Origin of the sequence: Pseudomonas sp. W5-01, assembly GCF_046540435.1 — a bacterium.
GTDB lineage: Bacteria > Pseudomonadota > Gammaproteobacteria > Pseudomonadales > Pseudomonadaceae > Aquipseudomonas > Aquipseudomonas graminis_B.
On sequence record NZ_JAXCIP010000002.1, the window covers coordinates 190,434 to 205,924 of the forward strand.

Sequence of the window (15,491 nt, forward strand, 5' to 3'; positions counted from 1 at the left end):
CCTCAGCGGTCCGGCTCACACCCTTTGAGCACCAGCCGGATGATGGTCTGGGCGGCCGCTTCGTAATCAGCGTCGTCCAGGGTCGCTTTGCCCGTCACTGTTGAGATCTGCCAGTCGAAATCGGCGTAGGTCTGGGTCGCCGCCCAGATGCTGAACATCAGATGATGGGGGTCGATAGGTGCGATCAGGCCGTCATCGATCCAGCCCTGGATGCACTCGATATTGTGCCTGGCCTGACCATTCAACTGGTCAACCTGCTCGGGCGTCAGATGTGGCGCGCCGTGCATGATCTCGCTGGCGAACACTTTGGAAGCGAAAGGCAGGTCGCGGGAGATGCGGATCTTCGAGCGGATGTAGCTTGTCAGCACTTCAGCCGGCACCCCCTCACGATTGAATGGCGTCGACGCCTGCATGATCGGCTCGATGATGCTTTCGAGCACCTCTCGGTACAGGTTGTCCTTCGATTTGAAGTAGTAATAGACGTTGGGCTTGGGCACACCCGCCTTGGCGGCGATGTCGCTGGTCTTGCTGGCAGCGAATCCTTTATCGGCAAATTCTTCACTGGCTGCGCGCAGGATCAGTTCTTTGTTGCGCTCGCGGATGCTGCTCATAAACCGGTATGTCCTTGCCTGCTCGGCGGTGGCGAATGTTAGCACCGGCCTCGCAGCAGGCTCAACATTGCCACTGCTGTGCAACAACAACCCCTTTGTCCACCGGCTTTGTCACTGGCGCGACGGCGTGCCGGTGGTATTGTGTGGCGGGTTGCATCGGGAGCAGTAGCAGAAGGGCAGTAACAGAACGGGCGCCTTATCAAGGCTGAACGCGTATTCGGTGGCGAGGTGTCGGCAGCATGAACAGCCCATTGTTTTCCAGCGTCGTTGCGTATGCCCAGCATTGCGAGCGACAGCTGGTGGAAATCCTGCACCGCCGGCCAACGCTCGACCGGCAGCAGGTCATGACCTGGGTCGACGAGCAGAGTCATGCGATGAAGGACCGTGATCCCCTCGACCTGTTGCGCTCGCTCAACGCGAGGGTGCGAGCGGGCAAGCCGCTGCCGTGGGAAGGGCACTCCTGAGGGGGTGCTGTCGGCAGGGCTGGAGCGGCTGAAAGTGGCGGATCAGAGACCTTTGGTGTCTGATCCGCTGCGCCTCAGGTCGACAAGGATCTTGCCGGTCGACCATCGATCGGCAACAGATCAACGCTTCGTTAGAAGAACACTTTTACCAGCAAACTGGCGGTGTTCTGATCGGTGTCGAAAGAGCGCGTGTCGTTGATGCCGTACTTGTTGCTCCAGTAGTCGTACTCGACGCCCACATAAAACTGCCGGTCCGGAAGATTGAGCGCCTTGCCCAGGTCGTATTTGATCTGCGGGTTGAAGTGCAGGTTGGAGTGGTAATCACCTTTGCTGTTGGACTGTTTGTTGTCCACGACCCAGTCCATGAAACCGTCGATGAGAATGTCGGACTTGCCCACCGGGATCGTGTAGGACCAGACCGGGGTAATCTGCCAGGCACCGTAACCGGCGCGGTGGCCGTCGGTGTAACGCTTGTAGAAGTTCAGCTGGAAGTAATCAAAGCCAGGCACTTTCAAGTCAAAACCCGGGCCGATCAGGTACGACTCGACATCCCCTTCGCCAAACTCGTACGTCGTCGCCAACAACACGTCAGTGATCGGCCCCAGCTGAAACTTCTGATCGAAGATCTTGCCCATGGACAGGCGAGGGGAGATCTCCCCGTACGTCGAGGCGTTGCCCAGGCTGCCGTCTTTTTTGCCGTTGTAGTTGATGTAATCGAGGAAGACGAAGTTATCGCCGTATTTCCAGCCATCGGCATGTTCGTAGGTGAACGTCTGCTGGTTCTCAGGGTTCACGGCGAAGTTCTTGCCGTAGAGATAAGTCAGGCTGTTGCTCTGCCACTGCAGCAGATCACCCGACATGGCCGGCGCCGCGGCAAGCAGGCTGCTGGCGGCCATCAGGCTGGAAAGCGTGCGGTTCATGTAAATACTCCCTTGGATTGACGTCGTGGTTTTTTGCGAACTGACGCTCTGTTATGGCGCCTTGGTTTTAATTAACTAAGTTGTCTGTTTGGTCAGCTTTGAGTGGATAGCAAGAGCTGAGCCAACACGTTGAAAAAAGACAAAAAAGTCCTGCCTGCTGTTTAAAGAACAGTCGATGGGTCGTTTTATCGATGCCGTTTGGAAGAGGCACGGGCTGATCGGAGAGTTGTCCGGCCAGTCAGGTCAGTTGCGGTGTTGTTATTGGAGTGAATTCGAGCGGCGGCGGAGGATACTGACTCGCGCGGCGGTGCTCAAGTGCTCTGTCACAGCGCACTCCCGTCGAAAACAGGGCAACCCCTCAGTGTGGATGCAACGGTCCGGCCATCACCGCACGATCGGCACCGCCCAGCACGTTGAACAGCAGGTTCAGCAACACCGCGCTCAATGTCGCCATGGCGATGCCGCTGTGGGTGATCGGGCCCATCCACTGCGGCAGCTGGCTGAAGAACTCCGGCCGCACCACCGGGATCAGGCCCATGCCGATGCTCACCGCGACCAGCAGCTGGTTGCGCCGATCGGAGATGTCCGCTTCCTGGAGGATCTTGATCCCGGTGGCGGCGACCATGCCGAACATCGCAATGGCCGCGCCGCCCAATACGGCAGGCGGAATCGAGGCGACCAGATAGGCCGCTTTCGGCAGCAGGCTGAGCACGATGAGAAACCCGCCCGCGACAATGGTCACCGAGCGGCAGCGTACACCGGTCATCTGCACCAGGCCGATGTTCTGCGCAAACGAGGAGTGGGTGAAGGTGTTGAGAAAGCCCGCAAGAAACGAGGCGGCCGCATCGCACAGCAGGCCCCGGCGCAGCATGCCGGGCGTGACGTCGCGGTCGGTGATCTTGCCCAGGGCGAGGAACATCCCCGTGGATTCGACGAAAATGATCACCACCACCAGGCACATCGACAGGATCGGCGCGAGGCTGAATTGCGGCATGCCGAAGTGCAGGGGCGTGACCACTTTCAGCCATTCGGCCTGACCCAGTCCACTGAGGTCGACCATGCCGATGAAGCCGGAGAGGATGTAGCCCAGGCCCATGCCGATCAGCACCGAGATGCTCACCCAGAACCCGCGCATGAAGCGGTTGATCAGCAGAATCGTCAGCAACACCAGCGCAGCGACACCGAGGTACACCGGGGCGCCGAAGCTCACCGCCTTGCTGCCGCCGCCGGCCCAGTTGACCGCCACCGGGAACAACGACAGGCCGATGGAGGTGATCACCGTGCCGGTCACCAGCGGCGGGAAGAAGCGCACGATTTTCGACATGAACGGTGCGATCAGCATGCCGAAGAAGCCCGCCGCGATGGTCGCGCCGAAGATCCCCGGCAGGCCGACGCCGCTCATCCCGGCCATCGCCACCATGCTGCCGACAGCGGCGAAACTGGCGCCCATCATGATCGGCATGCGGATGCCGAGCGGACCGATGCCGAGGGATTGCACCACCGTGGCAATGCCGGCGACCAGCAGGTCGGCGTTGATCAGAAAGGCGATGTCTTCCCGGGAAAGCCCGGCGGCCTGGCCGATGATCAGCGGCACTGCAACGGCACCGCCGTACATCAACAGGACGTGTTGCAGGCCCACCAGAATCAGTTGCAGCAAGGGCAGGGGCTGTCGTGGCGGCGCGGCAGGGATGCGCGCGTGAGTTGACTCGGACATGCAACACCTCATTTGTTCTTATTTTGGGGTTGAAGCTTTGAATCGGTGAAGGCGACAAGCTTCAAGCGGCAAGCCTCAAGCTAAAGCCGATCGCGTACTGCTTCTGACTTGTGGCTTGCCGCTTGAAGCTTGCAGCTGCTTAGTTCGTCTGCGCCCCCTTATCAATCCATTGACCCAGCAGGTCACGTTCCTGTTGGGTCATCTGGGTGATGTTGCCCAGCGGCATGATCTGCGCGGTTACGGCCTGGGCCTGGATGCGCGGGGCGAGTTGCTGGATCTGTTGCGGCGTGTCGAACATGATTCCGGCCGGCGCGCTGCTGAACAGCGGGCTGGTGGGTTTGGCGGAGTGGCAGACGGTGCAGCGTTCCTGAATCACGCTGTGGACTTTCTCGAAATCCACACCGCCGCTGCTGGCCTGCGCGGGTTTCGCGGCAGCGGGGGCAGTGGCAGCGGGCGCAGGCGCAGTTGCAGTTTCAGGCGCAGCGGCGACAGGCGCTGGCGCGACCTCGGGCTTCGGCTCGTCGGCGCGATGACCGCCGATGGCCGTGCCCGGCAGCGGCTGGTACTGGATGTTCGCCGCCACGTCCGGGCTGCGAGATGTTTGCGCCGGGCCGGTGACGTACGCCAGACACATCATCCCCAACGCGCCGACCGGAAGGGCCCAGGCATATTTGTGGCTGTTGTGGCGGGTGTTGAAAAAGTGACGGACCAGCACCGCACACACCGCGATCCCGGCCAGGATCAGCCAGTTGTACTGACTGCCGTAGGTGCTCGGGAAGTGGTTGCTGATCATGATGAACAGCACCGGCAGGGTGAAGTAGTTGTTGTGCCGTGAACGCAGCAGGCCTTTGGCGGGCAGCGACGGGTCCGGCGTGCGGTTCTCGGCGATGGCGGCGACCAGCGCGCGCTGGGCCGGCATGATAATGCGCAGCACGTTGCCGACCATGATCGTGCCGATGATCGCACCCGTGTGCAGGTAAGCTGCTCGCCCGCTGAACACCTGGCTGAAGCCGAAGCAGGCCGCGATGACCAGCACGAACAGCACCAGGCCCAGCAGGACAGGGCGCTTGCCCAGCGGTGAATCGCAGAGGATGTCGTAGATCGTCCAGCTGGCGATCAATGAGCCGACGCCGATGGCGATGCCTGCGCCGCCGCTCAGCGTGCTGCCGGGTGCCAGCAGGTAAAGAGTGGGGTTGGCATAGAACACGATGCACAGCAGCGCCACGCCCGACATCCAGGTCCAGTAGGCTTCCCATTTGAACCAGTGCAGGTCGTCCGGCATGGTCGGCGGGGCCAGCTTGTACTTTTCCAGGTGGTAGATACCGCCGCCGTGAATCGCCCAGAGGTCGCCCGACAGACCGTCACGGGGGTTGGCGCGGTTGAGGTTGTTCTCCAGCCAGACAAAATAAAAGGACGCGCCGATCCAGGCGATCCCGACGATCATGTGAATCCAGCGCACGCCCAGATTCAGCCATTCCATCAGATGTGCAGCCACAGTCTTACCCTTTGCCTGCCACCCCTTGGCGGATGGTCAGACCCTTCTTATAGTTGGGGATCGAGAACCATCTTCTGACTCTCTTCGAAGAAATGCTCATCGCAGTTATTGCCGTTGCCACTGCGATCAACCACCAGGAAGTCATCCCGCTTTTCGATCGTCAGCACCGGGTGGTGCCAGACGCCGCGATGGTAATTAACACCCTGCCTGCCATTGGTGATGAAGGCGCGGGTCAACTCGGGTTCAGGTGCATCGCCAAGTGGCGCGACCACGACCAGAAAAGGATGGCCGAGCAGCGGAATAAAGGCCTGGCTGCCCAGCGGATGGCGCTCCAGCATGCTGATAGTCAACGGCATGTCCAGCGCCTCGGCACGGAAGATGCTGATGATCGCCTTGTCGTCCGGCGTGGCCGTTTCAACCTCGGCCAGACGGTGAAAGCGCATGGTCGAGCCGTTATTGATCATGAAATGATCGCTGCCGTCGGTTTCGATGACATCGCCAAACGGGGCGAAGGCTGCCTTGGTCAACGGCTCGATGATCAGTGTGCGCATGCGGGGTCTTCTTTCTCGTTATTCGTAAATGAAAACACTGTGGTCTTTGGTCTACGCAATCTTTTGTAGGAGCGTGGCTTGTCCCGCGATCTGGCGCGAAGCGTCAGCAAGACCGGCGCACGCGGGGTATCAGACAGAGCGCAGTTGCCGCTATTGCGACGACTTCGTCGCCGATCGCGGGACAAGCCACGCTCCCATAGGGTCAGGTGTTATCTCGCCACCTTGCCCAGCACCCGCAACCGGCTCACACCGCCATCCGGGAACACGTTCAGGCGGATATGGGTAATCGGTCCCAGCGCCCTGATCTGCTCGACGAACGTGTGTTCGGCGTGCATTTCCAGCTTCTGGCTCGGCAGCAGTTCGCGCCAGAACAGGCTCTGGGTTTCGATCTGGCTGTCGGTGCCGCCTTTGACGAACGCTGCCTGAATCGAGCAGCTGTCCGGGTAGTTGCCCTTGAAGTGCAGGGTGTCGACGACGATCTGCTCGACCTCACCGGCATGCCCCAGCGCCACGATCACCCAGTCATTGCCGGGGGTGCGGCGACGTGCGGTTTCCCAGCCGTCGCCCATGTTCACGCCACGGCCCGGGTTGAGGATGTTGCTCATGCGCCCGAAATGCTCGTCGGAGCAGGCCAGTGCACGGCCGCCATTCAGCGCCGCGACCAGGTCGATCTGCTCGTTGTCGCCCACTGCCGACCAGTCCCGGTGAGGCACGCCGTACACCCGCAGACGCGCCACGCCGCCGTCCGGGTAGATATTGAAACGCAAGTGGCTGTAGGCCTTGGCGTCCGCGATCTCGTGGTAGTGGTGGCTGTCGCCCTTGAGCTCCACGGCCGGCAGCACTTCGGTCCACACGGTGTGCTCGTCCGGCTCGCCCGACGCCAGGAAGCACGCTTCCAGCGAGGCCGAGGGCGGGTAGTTGCCGGTGAAGAACGAGGTGTCGATGTCCACGCCCTTGATCGAACCGGCGACGCCCAGACGGATCACTGCACTGTCGTAACCTTCGAAGCGCTTGCGGCGCGACTCCCAGCCGTCCATCCACTTGCCGTTGTCGTCGAACACGCCTTCTTTCCAGACCGCAGGGGTCGGCTGGAACAGGCGGTTGGCGTCGGCGAACCAGTCATCGGTGACGGACAGGATCTTCGTCCCCAGACGCGCATCGGCCAGGTTGACGAACTTCTCGAAGGGTGCGGCGTAAGCTTTCATTCTTTTTGTCTGCCTTTGATAAGGGGCGTGGGAACGGTCGGTCAGAGGGCTTGCAGGCGGAACATCGCGATCTTGTTGATCTCGGCGAGGGCGCAGGCAAACTCGGCGTCTGCCGTGTTGTGAATGCGCGTCTCGAAGGCCTCGAGGATCTGATGCCGGTTGCTGCCTTTCACCGCCATGATGAAGGGGAACGCAAACGTCGCCTTGTAGGCGTCGTTCAGCTCGGTGAAGCGCTGAAACTCTTCGGCCGTGCATTGGTGGATACCGGCGCCAGCCTGTTCAGAGGTGCTGGCTTCGGTCAGTTGGCCTTGCACGGCGGCTTTGCCGGCAAGGTCCGGGTGGGCGTTGATCAACGCCAGTTGCGCGGCGTGATCGGCGCTCAACAGGATGTCGCTCATGCGTGCATGCAGCGTCTCGATATCATCGAGTTCGTGCAGATGGCCCCGGTCATAGGCCTGTTCGGCGACCCAAGGCGAGTGTTCGTAGATGTCGGCGAAGGTCTGGACGAAGGCTTCGCGGCTGAAGGAAGAGGGCGTCAGGGTCTGAAAACGGCTCATTCGGCAGCTCCGTTGAAGGGGTGAACCTGGTGCCAGTGCCGCGCGATCTCCACGCGACGGGCGAACCAGACCTGCTCGTGGCCTTTGACGTACTCAAGAAAACGCTGCAGCGCGGCCAGGCGGGCCGGGCGGCCAATCAAGCGGCAGTGCAAGCCGATCGAAAGCATTTTCGGCGCTTCGACCCCTTCGGCGTAGAGCACGTCGAAAGCGTCTTTCAGGTAATCGAAGAAGTCATCGCCCTTGTTGAAACCCTGCACCTGGGTGAAGCGCATGTCGTTGGTGTCCAGGGTGTAGGGGATCACCAGATGCGGCTTGCCGGTGGAGTTGTTCGGCTCCCAGTAGGGCAGGTCGTCGTCGTAGGTGTCGCAGTCGTAGAGAAAGCCGCCTTCTTCCATCACCAGCCGCCGGGTGTTCGGGCCGGTGCGCCCGGTGTACCACCCCAGCGGACGCTCGCCGGTGAGTTCGGTGAGGATGCGGATGGCTTCGAGCATGTGCTCGCGTTCCTGGGCCTCGTCCATGTTCTGGTAGTCGATCCAGCGATAGCCGTGGCTGCAGATCTCATGGCCGGCGTCGACCATGGCGCGGATCACGTCCGGGTGACGCTGGGCGGCCATCGCCACAGCGAAAATGGTCAGCGGGATGTCGAATTGCCTGAACAGCTTGAGCACGCGCCACACGCCGGCGCGGCTGCCGTATTCGTAAAGCGATTCCATGCTCATGTTGCGCTGGCCCTGCAGCGGTTGCGCGGCGACCATCTCAGAGAGGAACGCCTCGGATTCCTTGTCGCCATGCAGAATGTTGCGCTCGCCGCCTTCCTCGTAATTGAGCACGAACGACAGCGCGATACGGGCGTTGCCTGGCCAGTGGGGATGGGGCGGGTTACTGCCGTAACCGATCAGGTCGCGTGGGTAGTCGGCGCTCACTGCGAGATTCCTTCTGTGCGTGTTGTCTGTTGCTGTGGCTGTCTGACATTGCAAGAACGATGCAGTGGACTGCCGTTGCGGTGAAAAGATTGTATACAACCTTGTCCGCTTTTTGTAAGCCTGTTTTTTCTTTTCTTGCGAAGGCTGGTGCTGCAAGAAACCTGCCTTATTGGTCAGGATCTTTACAAAAACCCTAATAATTTCCTGACTCGGCTCTGAAATATGGGTTATCCAGACGCGACAAGCAAAACGGGCTATGGAACGATATCTATTGTGTACAATTTAAGCTCAAAGTGTCTTAATCGTTCATTCCCCGCACCCGCCGAGCCCTCAATTTGGTGCGCGTGCCTGATTTTCCACTTCTCAAGCGAGGCCCCGACAAGCATGGGACGACTGACCACACACGTATTGGACGCCGCTCACGGCTGCCCCGGCAGCTCCATTCACATCGTGCTTTACCGGGTTGAAGGCGAACGGCTGGAGAAAGTCGCCGACGCCGTCACTAACGCCGACGGTCGATGCGACGCGCCATTGTTGGAGGGCGATGATTACCGTTCAGGCGTCTACCAGTTGCAATTCCACGCAGGTGATTACTACCGCGCCAAAGGCGTTCAATTGCCCGACCCCGCGTTTCTTGATGTGGTCGTGCTGCGCTTCGGCATTGATGCGGCGCAGGACCACTATCACGTGCCACTGCTGATCTCGCCTTATAGTTATTCGACCTATCGCGGGAGCTAGGGCCGCCGCGCCTCGGATCATCGCCATGCCTATTGAGGAGACAATGCTGCATGACCACTCTTAAAATCACCGCAGGCGGGTATCAGTTTCTCGCCGAAACTCACCCCGATGCCCCGGAAACTGTCTCGGCGTTTCTCGCATTGCTGCCTTATCGTCAGAAGCTGATTCACGTGCGTTGGAGTGGCGAGGGATGCTGGGTGCCATTGGGTGAGTATCAACTTCTGAAGGGCGAGGAGCCCATCGGCTTCGAGAATCACACCAGCCATCCTTCCGTGGGTGACATTCTTTTCTACCCCGGCCCCTATAGCGAAACCGAGATTCTCGTGGCGTACGGCTCTTGCTGCTTTGCCAGCAAAATGGGGCAACTGGCGGGCAATCACTTTCTGACCATCGTGCAAGGCAAGGAAAACTTGCGCGCCCTGGGCGTGAAGACGTTATGGGAAGGGGCTCAAGAGATCGTATTCGAGCGGGCGTGAGGTTCGCGCTCGCAAAGGCGGCTGGATCTATTCCCGGCGCGCTATGAATGAAGAGGGCGGCCGGGTTCGGACCGCTCTTCTCATACTCGGCAATACCGTTGCCGCGGTTGTAAATCGGGTCAGCCTGGTGCGCGGCGTGCGTCGCTGCACCGACGTCGGGCGATAAGCTGACCTCGAATTTTGCGCGTGTCCGTTAGGCGATATACGCCGTCCCTTTAGCGATAGACAAGCCTGCGCTTGGCGCGTACGTTCTTTTCCACTCATTGTTTAGTTGGACTTATATATACATTGAATTTCGGATAAATAGCCGGAAGGCGGAGGCGCGGACGAAAGGTTTTGACCGGCGTAAGTTTGGTTTTTAATAGGCAGATAAGTTGAAGCGATTTAAGTAGCTGGCATGCCGTTTGCTCTTTGCTTTGACTCGATAAACCCAACTTCGAGCCTAATGCCATGAGCAGTGATCAATACATTATTGAAGGCGCACGTACGCCTGTTGCGACCGCCCGTTGGTATCAACTTTTCATCGGTGTTGTGTGCATGATGGCGATTTCCAGTCCGCAATATGTCTGGACGCTGTTTACCGGCCCGCTGACCAATAAACTTGGTGTTTCGCTGGCGCAAGTGCAAATCACCTTTTCCCTGTTGATTATTTTGCAGACATTCTTTTCCCCCGTGCAGGGCTATCTGGTCGATCGTTTTGGCATTCGCCTGCTGGTCGGTCTGGGGTGCACGTTGTCCGGCCTTAGTTGGGTGCTGGCCAGTCAGGCTTCTTCTCTGAGCATGCTGTACTTGAGTTATGGCGTGGTGGGTGGCCTGGGTACCGGGATTGTCTACGTGGGAATTGTCGGTCTGATGGTGCGCTGGTTCCCGGACCGTCGCGGTTTTGCGGCAGGCGCTGTGGCGGCAGGCTATGGAATGGGCGCAATGCTCACCACGTTTCCTATCAGCAACAGTCTGCAAAGTGCTGGCATGGAACAGACCATGATGACGTTCGGCCTGGTGCTGGGGGTGGTCGGGCTTGCCGCGTCGCGGTTTTTGCGTCAACCACCGGCACTGTTGCGTGATGCGGCGGTGGCGCAAACGCCCCAGACCGTTTCTGATGTCGCGCCCCGCGAGATGCTCAAGACGCCAGTCTTCTGGCTGATGTTTGCCATGTTCACCATGATGTCCACGTCCGGTCTGATGGTGACTTCGCAGATGGCCAGCTTCGCCAAGGATTTCGGCATGACCACCGTCATGGTGATGGGCATGGCGGCCTTGCCACTGGCCCTGACCATCGACCGGGTCTGCAATGGCCTGACCCGGCCATTGTTCGGCTGGATTTCCGACCGTTTCGGCCGTGAAAACACCATGGCGTTCGCGTTCCTGTTTGAAGGTGTCGCCATGACGCTGTGGTTGCTGACCAGTGATAATCCGGTCCTGTTCGTGCTGTTGTCGGGTGTCGGGTGTCGTGTTCTTGGGCTGGGGCGAAATCTTCTCGCTGTTTCCTTCGACCCTGACCGACACCTTCGGCACCCGCCACGCCACCACCAACTACGGTTTTCTGTACATGGCGCAGGGGATTGGCGCGGTGTTTGGCGGTCCGGTTGCAGCGCTGCTGCACCAGTACACAAGTAGCTGGTACCCGGTATTCGCAGTGGCCATCAGCTTTGACATCGTCACCGCTCTGCTGGCCTTCTTAGTGCTCAAACGCATGCGTATGAACTGGCTTGCCGCACACGCTCTGTAATTTTTACAACAAGGAATTTGCGCATGTTGAACACCACACTGGCCGCTCGGGGCATTGCCGTTGCACCTCACAGCCTCGCTGCCCAATCGGCGCTGGCAGTATTGCGCGAGGGCGGTAACGCGATCGAGGCCATGGTCGCGGCAGCCGCCACGATCGCCGTTGTGTACCCACACATGAACAGCCTGGGCGGCGACGGTTTCTGGCTCATCATGCCTGCTCAGGGCGAGCCGGTGGCGATTGACGCCAGCGGTCCGGCTGGCAGTCTGGCCACCCTGAGCCGCTACGAAGGCATGAGCAAGATCCCGACCCGTGGCGTCGATGCGGCGCTGACGGTGGCGGGAACCGTAGGCGGCTGGCAGGAGGCCTTGGCAGTTTCGGCGCAACGGGGTGGCCATACTCCTTTGCCGCGCCTGCTCGAAGACGCGATCCACTATGCACGGTCTGGAATCCCCACCACCGTCTCGCAACACGTCGCCACTTCTGCCAAGCAGGCTGAGCTGCAGCATGTGCCGGGTTTTGCGGAGACGTTTTTGCCGAACGGCGCAGCACCGCAAGCTGGCAGTCTGTTCCGGCAACCGCGTCTGGCGGACACGCTGCAAGCCTTGGCCGACGACGGTCTCGACAGTTTCTATCGCGGGGCGCTTGCCGATTCCATTGCCCATGATCTGGAGGCACTGGGCGCGCCGGTGACACGCGCCGATCTGGCCGGCTACCGGGCCAGGCGTGTGCGCCCCCTTGAGCTGACCCACAGCGCAGGCACGGTTTACAACCTGACGCCCCCTAGCCAGGGGCTGGTTTCGCAGCTGATCCTGGGGATTTCCGATCACGCAGGTTTGGCCTCACATGCCGCGGACGAGGCAGACCATATTCATACCCTGGTGGAGGCGACCAAGCTCGCATTCGCGCTGCGCGATGGTCACATAACGGACCCCGAGCACATGACTATCGACCCACAGAGCTGCCTGGCGCCGGACAATCTGCAAGCGCTGGCCGCGCGCATTGACCCGCAGCAAGCCGCGCCGTGGGGTGAAGGCAAGGGGCCGGGCGACACGATCTGGATGGGTGTGATCGATAACGACGGGTTGGCGGTTTCGTTCATTCAGAGCATTTACCACGAATTCGGCAGCGGCGTGGTGTTGCAGGGCTCGGGCTTGAACTGGCAGAACCGCGGCGCCTCGTTCAGTCTCGATCCTGAGCACCTGTTGGTCTTGAAGCCGGGCAAGAAGCCGTTCCACACGCTCAACCCTGCGGCGGCCCGCTTGAAGGATGGCCGCGCCATGGTCTACGGCACCATGGGTGGAGACGGTCAGCCGCAGACGCAGGCGGCGGTGTTCAGCCGCTACGCGGTGTTTGGTCAGCCATTGCAGCAGGCGGTGACGGCGCCGCGCTGGTTACTGGGGCGGACCTGGGGTGATACGTCGGACACCCTGAAACTGGAGTCGCGTTTCCCGGCGTCCGTTGTCGATGAACTCAAGCGCCGTGGCCACGAGGTCGAGTTGCTTGCGGCCTTCACTGAAACCATGGGGCATGCCGGGGCTGCGGTGCGGCTGGTCAATGGCAGTTTTGAAGGCGCTTTCGACCCGCGTGGCAATGGCGCCGCCGCCGGCTATTGATTTACAGAAACACAAACTTGGCGATGAAGATCGCGCACAGCGCCCACAGGCTGACCGAAATCTCCCTGTGTTTGCCGGTGCCGGCCTTGAGCACTACGTAAGTGATGAAGCCCAGCGCGATGCCGTCGGCGACTGAGAACGTCAGCGGCATCATGATCGCCGTGACGATCGCCGGGATGCTGTCGGTGGCTTCGTCCCAGTCGATGTGCGCCATGCCGCCCATCATCAACATCGCCACATAAATCAATGCCCCTGCCGTCGCGTAGGCGGGAATCATGCCAGCCAGCGGGGCGAAGAACATCGCCGCCACGAACAGCACGCCCACGGTCACGGCGGTCAGCCCCGTCCGCCCCCCGGCCGCCACGCCCGAGGCGCTCTCCACGTAGCTGGTCACTGGCGGCACACCGACCATTGCGCCGAACACGCTGGAGGCGCTGTCTGCCTTCAAGGCCCGTGAGAGGTTCTCGATGCGACCGTCTTCGCGGACCAGACCGGCGCGCTGTGCCACACCCATGAGCGTGCCGGCCGTGTCGAACATGTGCACGAACAGAAACGCCAGCACTACGCTGATCATGCTGACGTTGAACACGCCCGCCAGGTCCATGGCCATCCAGGTCGGCGCCAGGCTCGGCGGGGTGGAGAAGATGCCGTTGTAATGCACCAGCCCCAGGCCCCAGCCGGCCAGCGTCACCGCGATGATGCTGATGAGGATCGCGCCGAAGACCCGGTGGTAACTGAGCACGGCGATCATCAGAAAGCAGATGGCGGCGAGCAGCGGACCGGGTTCGCGCAACGAGCCGAGCCTGATCAGCGTCGCCGGGCTGTCGACCACGATGCCGGCGGTCTTCAGGCCGATCAGCCCGAGAAACAGGCCGACCCCGGCGCCCATGGCGTAGCGCAGGCTGACCGGGATGCTGTTGAGCAGCCATTCGCGGATCCGCGACAGCGTCAGGAACATGAAGATCACGCCCGAGACGAACACCGCGCCCAAGGCCGTTTCCCAGCTGTAACCCATGGTGCCGACCAAGGTGTAGGTGAAGAACGCGTTCAGGCCCATCCCCGGCGCCAGGCCCACCGGCCAGTTGGCGTACAGCCCCATCAGCAGGCAGCCCAGCGCCGCGGCGATGCAGGTCGCGACGAACGCCGCGCCATGATCGATGCCGGCGTCGGCCATGATGTTGGGGTTGACGAAGATGATGTAGGCCATGGTGATGAAGGTCGTGAGCCCCGCCAGCAGCTCGGTCCGGACGGTCGTGCCGTGCAGGCTCAGTTTGAAGAGGCGTTCAAGCAGGCCTTTGCGCGGCAGCGTGAGATCCAGCGGCGTGGCTTCGGTTTTGCGACTTTCCACAGTGAAATCCTCGGGACGTTTTTGTTGTTATGACAAAGCCGGTTGCGGGCTCCGGGAGGCGAGTGGACCTGTCAGGCCGATTTGTTGACTGAAAGGTCAGAAACGTGCACGAGAGGATTATGCTTTTGTATACAAATAATGCAAATAATGTTTTCGATATTGTTCGGGATATTTGGCGGATTGTGTGCATAACGCCCCGCCGTTTCGGGGCCTGTGCAGACGTTGCCGGCTGTGTACAATGCGCCATTACTTTTACTGTGACTTTGCCGGGATATCTGCTATTGGTTGCTCCAACAGTGGTCGTACCCGCCCTGATCACGGCAAGGCCCCGCGCCGGATTCTGTTACCACGAGTGCCCATGAACGATCAGCTGCAACCCCTCAAGAAACACTCACGCACGGCCAAATCCGGCCGTACCGGCACCCAGGACGACATCGTCTACGCGCACATTTTCGAGGCGATTCTCGAACAGCGCCTGGCGCCCGGCACCAAACTGAGTGAAGAAGCCCTGGGTGAAATCTTCGGCGTCAGCCGCACCATCATTCGTCGCGCACTCTCGCGACTGGCCCACGAGGGGGTGGTGTTGTTGCGCCCTAACCGTGGGGCGGTGGTGGCCAGCCCGAGCGTCGATGAGGCACGACAGGTGTTCTTTGCCCGGCGTCTGGTGGAGAAGGCGATCACTGAACTGGCGGTCGAGCACGCCACGGCGGAACAGCTCAGCCAGCTGCGCCAGATGGTCAGCGACGAGCGCGACAGTTTTTCCAAAGGGGATCGCGGGGCGGGGATTCGTCTGTCGGGGGAATTCCATCTGAAGCTGGCGGAAGCGGCGAAAAATGCTCCGCTCATCAGCTTCCAGCGCAGTCTGGTCTCGCAGACCTCGCTGATCATCGCGCAGTACGAAAGCGGCAACCGCTCGCACTGCTCATACGATGAACACACCCAACTGATCGACGCCATCGAAGCCCGCGACGCGACCCTGGCGGTGAACCTGATGATGCACCACATGGATCACATCGACAGCAAGCTCAACCTCGACGAAGACAGCGCCTCCGACGACCTCCACGCCGTGTTCTCGCACCTGATGCTGCCGAAGAAAAAAGCAGGACGCAGCACCGCCGTCTAACCCCGCCAGTTCGCCGCATCTCTT

The 15,491-nt window shown here is 60.7% G+C and carries 15 protein-coding genes; 6 read left to right on the forward strand and 9 right to left on the reverse strand.

The window, feature by feature from the left end:
• Positions 1–2 precede the first annotated feature (2 nt).
• The gene (locus tag SLW75_RS06260; protein ID WP_192130053.1) at positions 3–611 is read right to left on the reverse strand and encodes a TetR/AcrR family transcriptional regulator; all 609 of its coding nucleotides are present in this window, start codon (positions 609–611) and stop codon (positions 3–5) included.
• 239 nt (positions 612–850) lie between these two features.
• Here SLW75_RS06260 and SLW75_RS06265 point away from each other — a divergent pair, with 239 nt between their 5' ends.
• Positions 851–1,075 carry a hypothetical protein gene (locus SLW75_RS06265; RefSeq protein WP_065988731.1) on the forward strand — a complete coding sequence of 75 codons (225 nt, stop codon included), beginning with the start codon at positions 851–853 and terminating at the stop codon, positions 1,073–1,075.
• Between the two features lie 131 nt (positions 1,076–1,206).
• Here SLW75_RS06265 and SLW75_RS06270 read toward each other — a convergent pair whose 3' ends face one another.
• The 7 genes from SLW75_RS06270 to puuE form a co-directional block, all read right to left on the reverse strand.
• Positions 1,207–1,995 (reverse strand): hypothetical protein, encoded by a 789-nt coding sequence (locus tag SLW75_RS06270; protein WP_410933919.1) that lies wholly within the window; start codon positions 1,993–1,995, stop codon positions 1,207–1,209.
• A gap of 358 nt (positions 1,996–2,353) precedes the next feature.
• Complete coding sequence (locus tag SLW75_RS06275; protein ID WP_410933920.1) at positions 2,354–3,709, reverse strand: nucleobase:cation symporter-2 family protein; 1,356 nt, start codon at positions 3,707–3,709, stop codon at positions 2,354–2,356.
• Between the two features lie 139 nt (positions 3,710–3,848).
• Positions 3,849–5,204, reverse strand: a complete 1,356-nt coding sequence (locus SLW75_RS06280) for a urate hydroxylase PuuD (RefSeq protein WP_410933921.1) — start codon at positions 5,202–5,204, stop codon at positions 3,849–3,851.
• A gap of 47 nt (positions 5,205–5,251) precedes the next feature.
• Positions 5,252–5,755, reverse strand: coding sequence for an ureidoglycolate lyase (locus tag SLW75_RS06285; RefSeq protein WP_122622636.1), 504 nt, complete (start codon positions 5,753–5,755; stop codon positions 5,252–5,254).
• Between the two features lie 209 nt (positions 5,756–5,964).
• Positions 5,965–6,960: an allantoicase gene (gene alc / locus SLW75_RS06290; RefSeq protein WP_410933922.1), complete on the reverse strand. Its 996-nt coding sequence runs from the start codon at positions 6,958–6,960 to the stop codon at positions 5,965–5,967.
• 41 nt (positions 6,961–7,001) lie between these two features.
• A complete protein-coding gene (gene uraD / locus SLW75_RS06295; RefSeq protein ID WP_065988725.1) occupies positions 7,002–7,517 on the reverse strand; it encodes a 2-oxo-4-hydroxy-4-carboxy-5-ureidoimidazoline decarboxylase in 516 nt (171 codons plus the stop codon).
• On the reverse strand, positions 7,514–8,440 hold the full coding sequence (puuE, locus tag SLW75_RS06300; RefSeq protein WP_410933923.1) for an allantoinase PuuE: 927 nt from the start codon (positions 8,438–8,440) through the stop codon (positions 7,514–7,516). The genes uraD and puuE overlap by 4 nt, the downstream gene beginning before the upstream one ends.
• Before the next feature lie 384 nt (positions 8,441–8,824).
• Here puuE and uraH point away from each other — a divergent pair, with 384 nt between their 5' ends.
• The 4 genes from uraH (at position 8,825) to SLW75_RS06320 (ending at position 12,996) form a co-directional block, all read left to right on the forward strand.
• A complete protein-coding gene (gene uraH, locus SLW75_RS06305) occupies positions 8,825–9,178 on the forward strand; it encodes a hydroxyisourate hydrolase (RefSeq protein ID WP_410933924.1) in 354 nt (117 codons plus the stop codon).
• Positions 9,179–9,228: 50 nt separating this feature from the next.
• Positions 9,229–9,654, forward strand: a complete 426-nt coding sequence (locus SLW75_RS06310; protein ID WP_065988722.1) for a DUF3830 family protein — start codon at positions 9,229–9,231, stop codon at positions 9,652–9,654.
• 450 nt (positions 9,655–10,104) lie between these two features.
• Positions 10,105–11,271: an oxalate/formate MFS antiporter gene (oxlT, locus tag SLW75_RS06315; protein ID WP_410933925.1), complete on the forward strand. Its 1,167-nt coding sequence runs from the start codon at positions 10,105–10,107 to the stop codon at positions 11,269–11,271.
• Between the two features lie 135 nt (positions 11,272–11,406).
• Positions 11,407–12,996, forward strand: a complete 1,590-nt coding sequence (locus tag SLW75_RS06320) for a gamma-glutamyltransferase family protein (RefSeq protein ID WP_410933926.1) — start codon at positions 11,407–11,409, stop codon at positions 12,994–12,996.
• A gap of 1 nt (position 12,997) precedes the next feature.
• Here the strand turns inward: SLW75_RS06320 and SLW75_RS06325 are convergent, their stop codons facing one another.
• Positions 12,998–14,344 carry an NCS2 family permease gene (locus SLW75_RS06325; protein ID WP_410933927.1) on the reverse strand — a complete coding sequence of 449 codons (1,347 nt, stop codon included), beginning with the start codon at positions 14,342–14,344 and terminating at the stop codon, positions 12,998–13,000.
• A gap of 358 nt (positions 14,345–14,702) precedes the next feature.
• Between SLW75_RS06325 and SLW75_RS06330 the strand changes: the two genes are divergently transcribed.
• Positions 14,703–15,467, forward strand: coding sequence for a GntR family transcriptional regulator (locus SLW75_RS06330; RefSeq protein ID WP_410933928.1), 765 nt, complete (start codon positions 14,703–14,705; stop codon positions 15,465–15,467).
• The last annotated feature ends 24 nt before the right edge of the window (positions 15,468–15,491 follow it).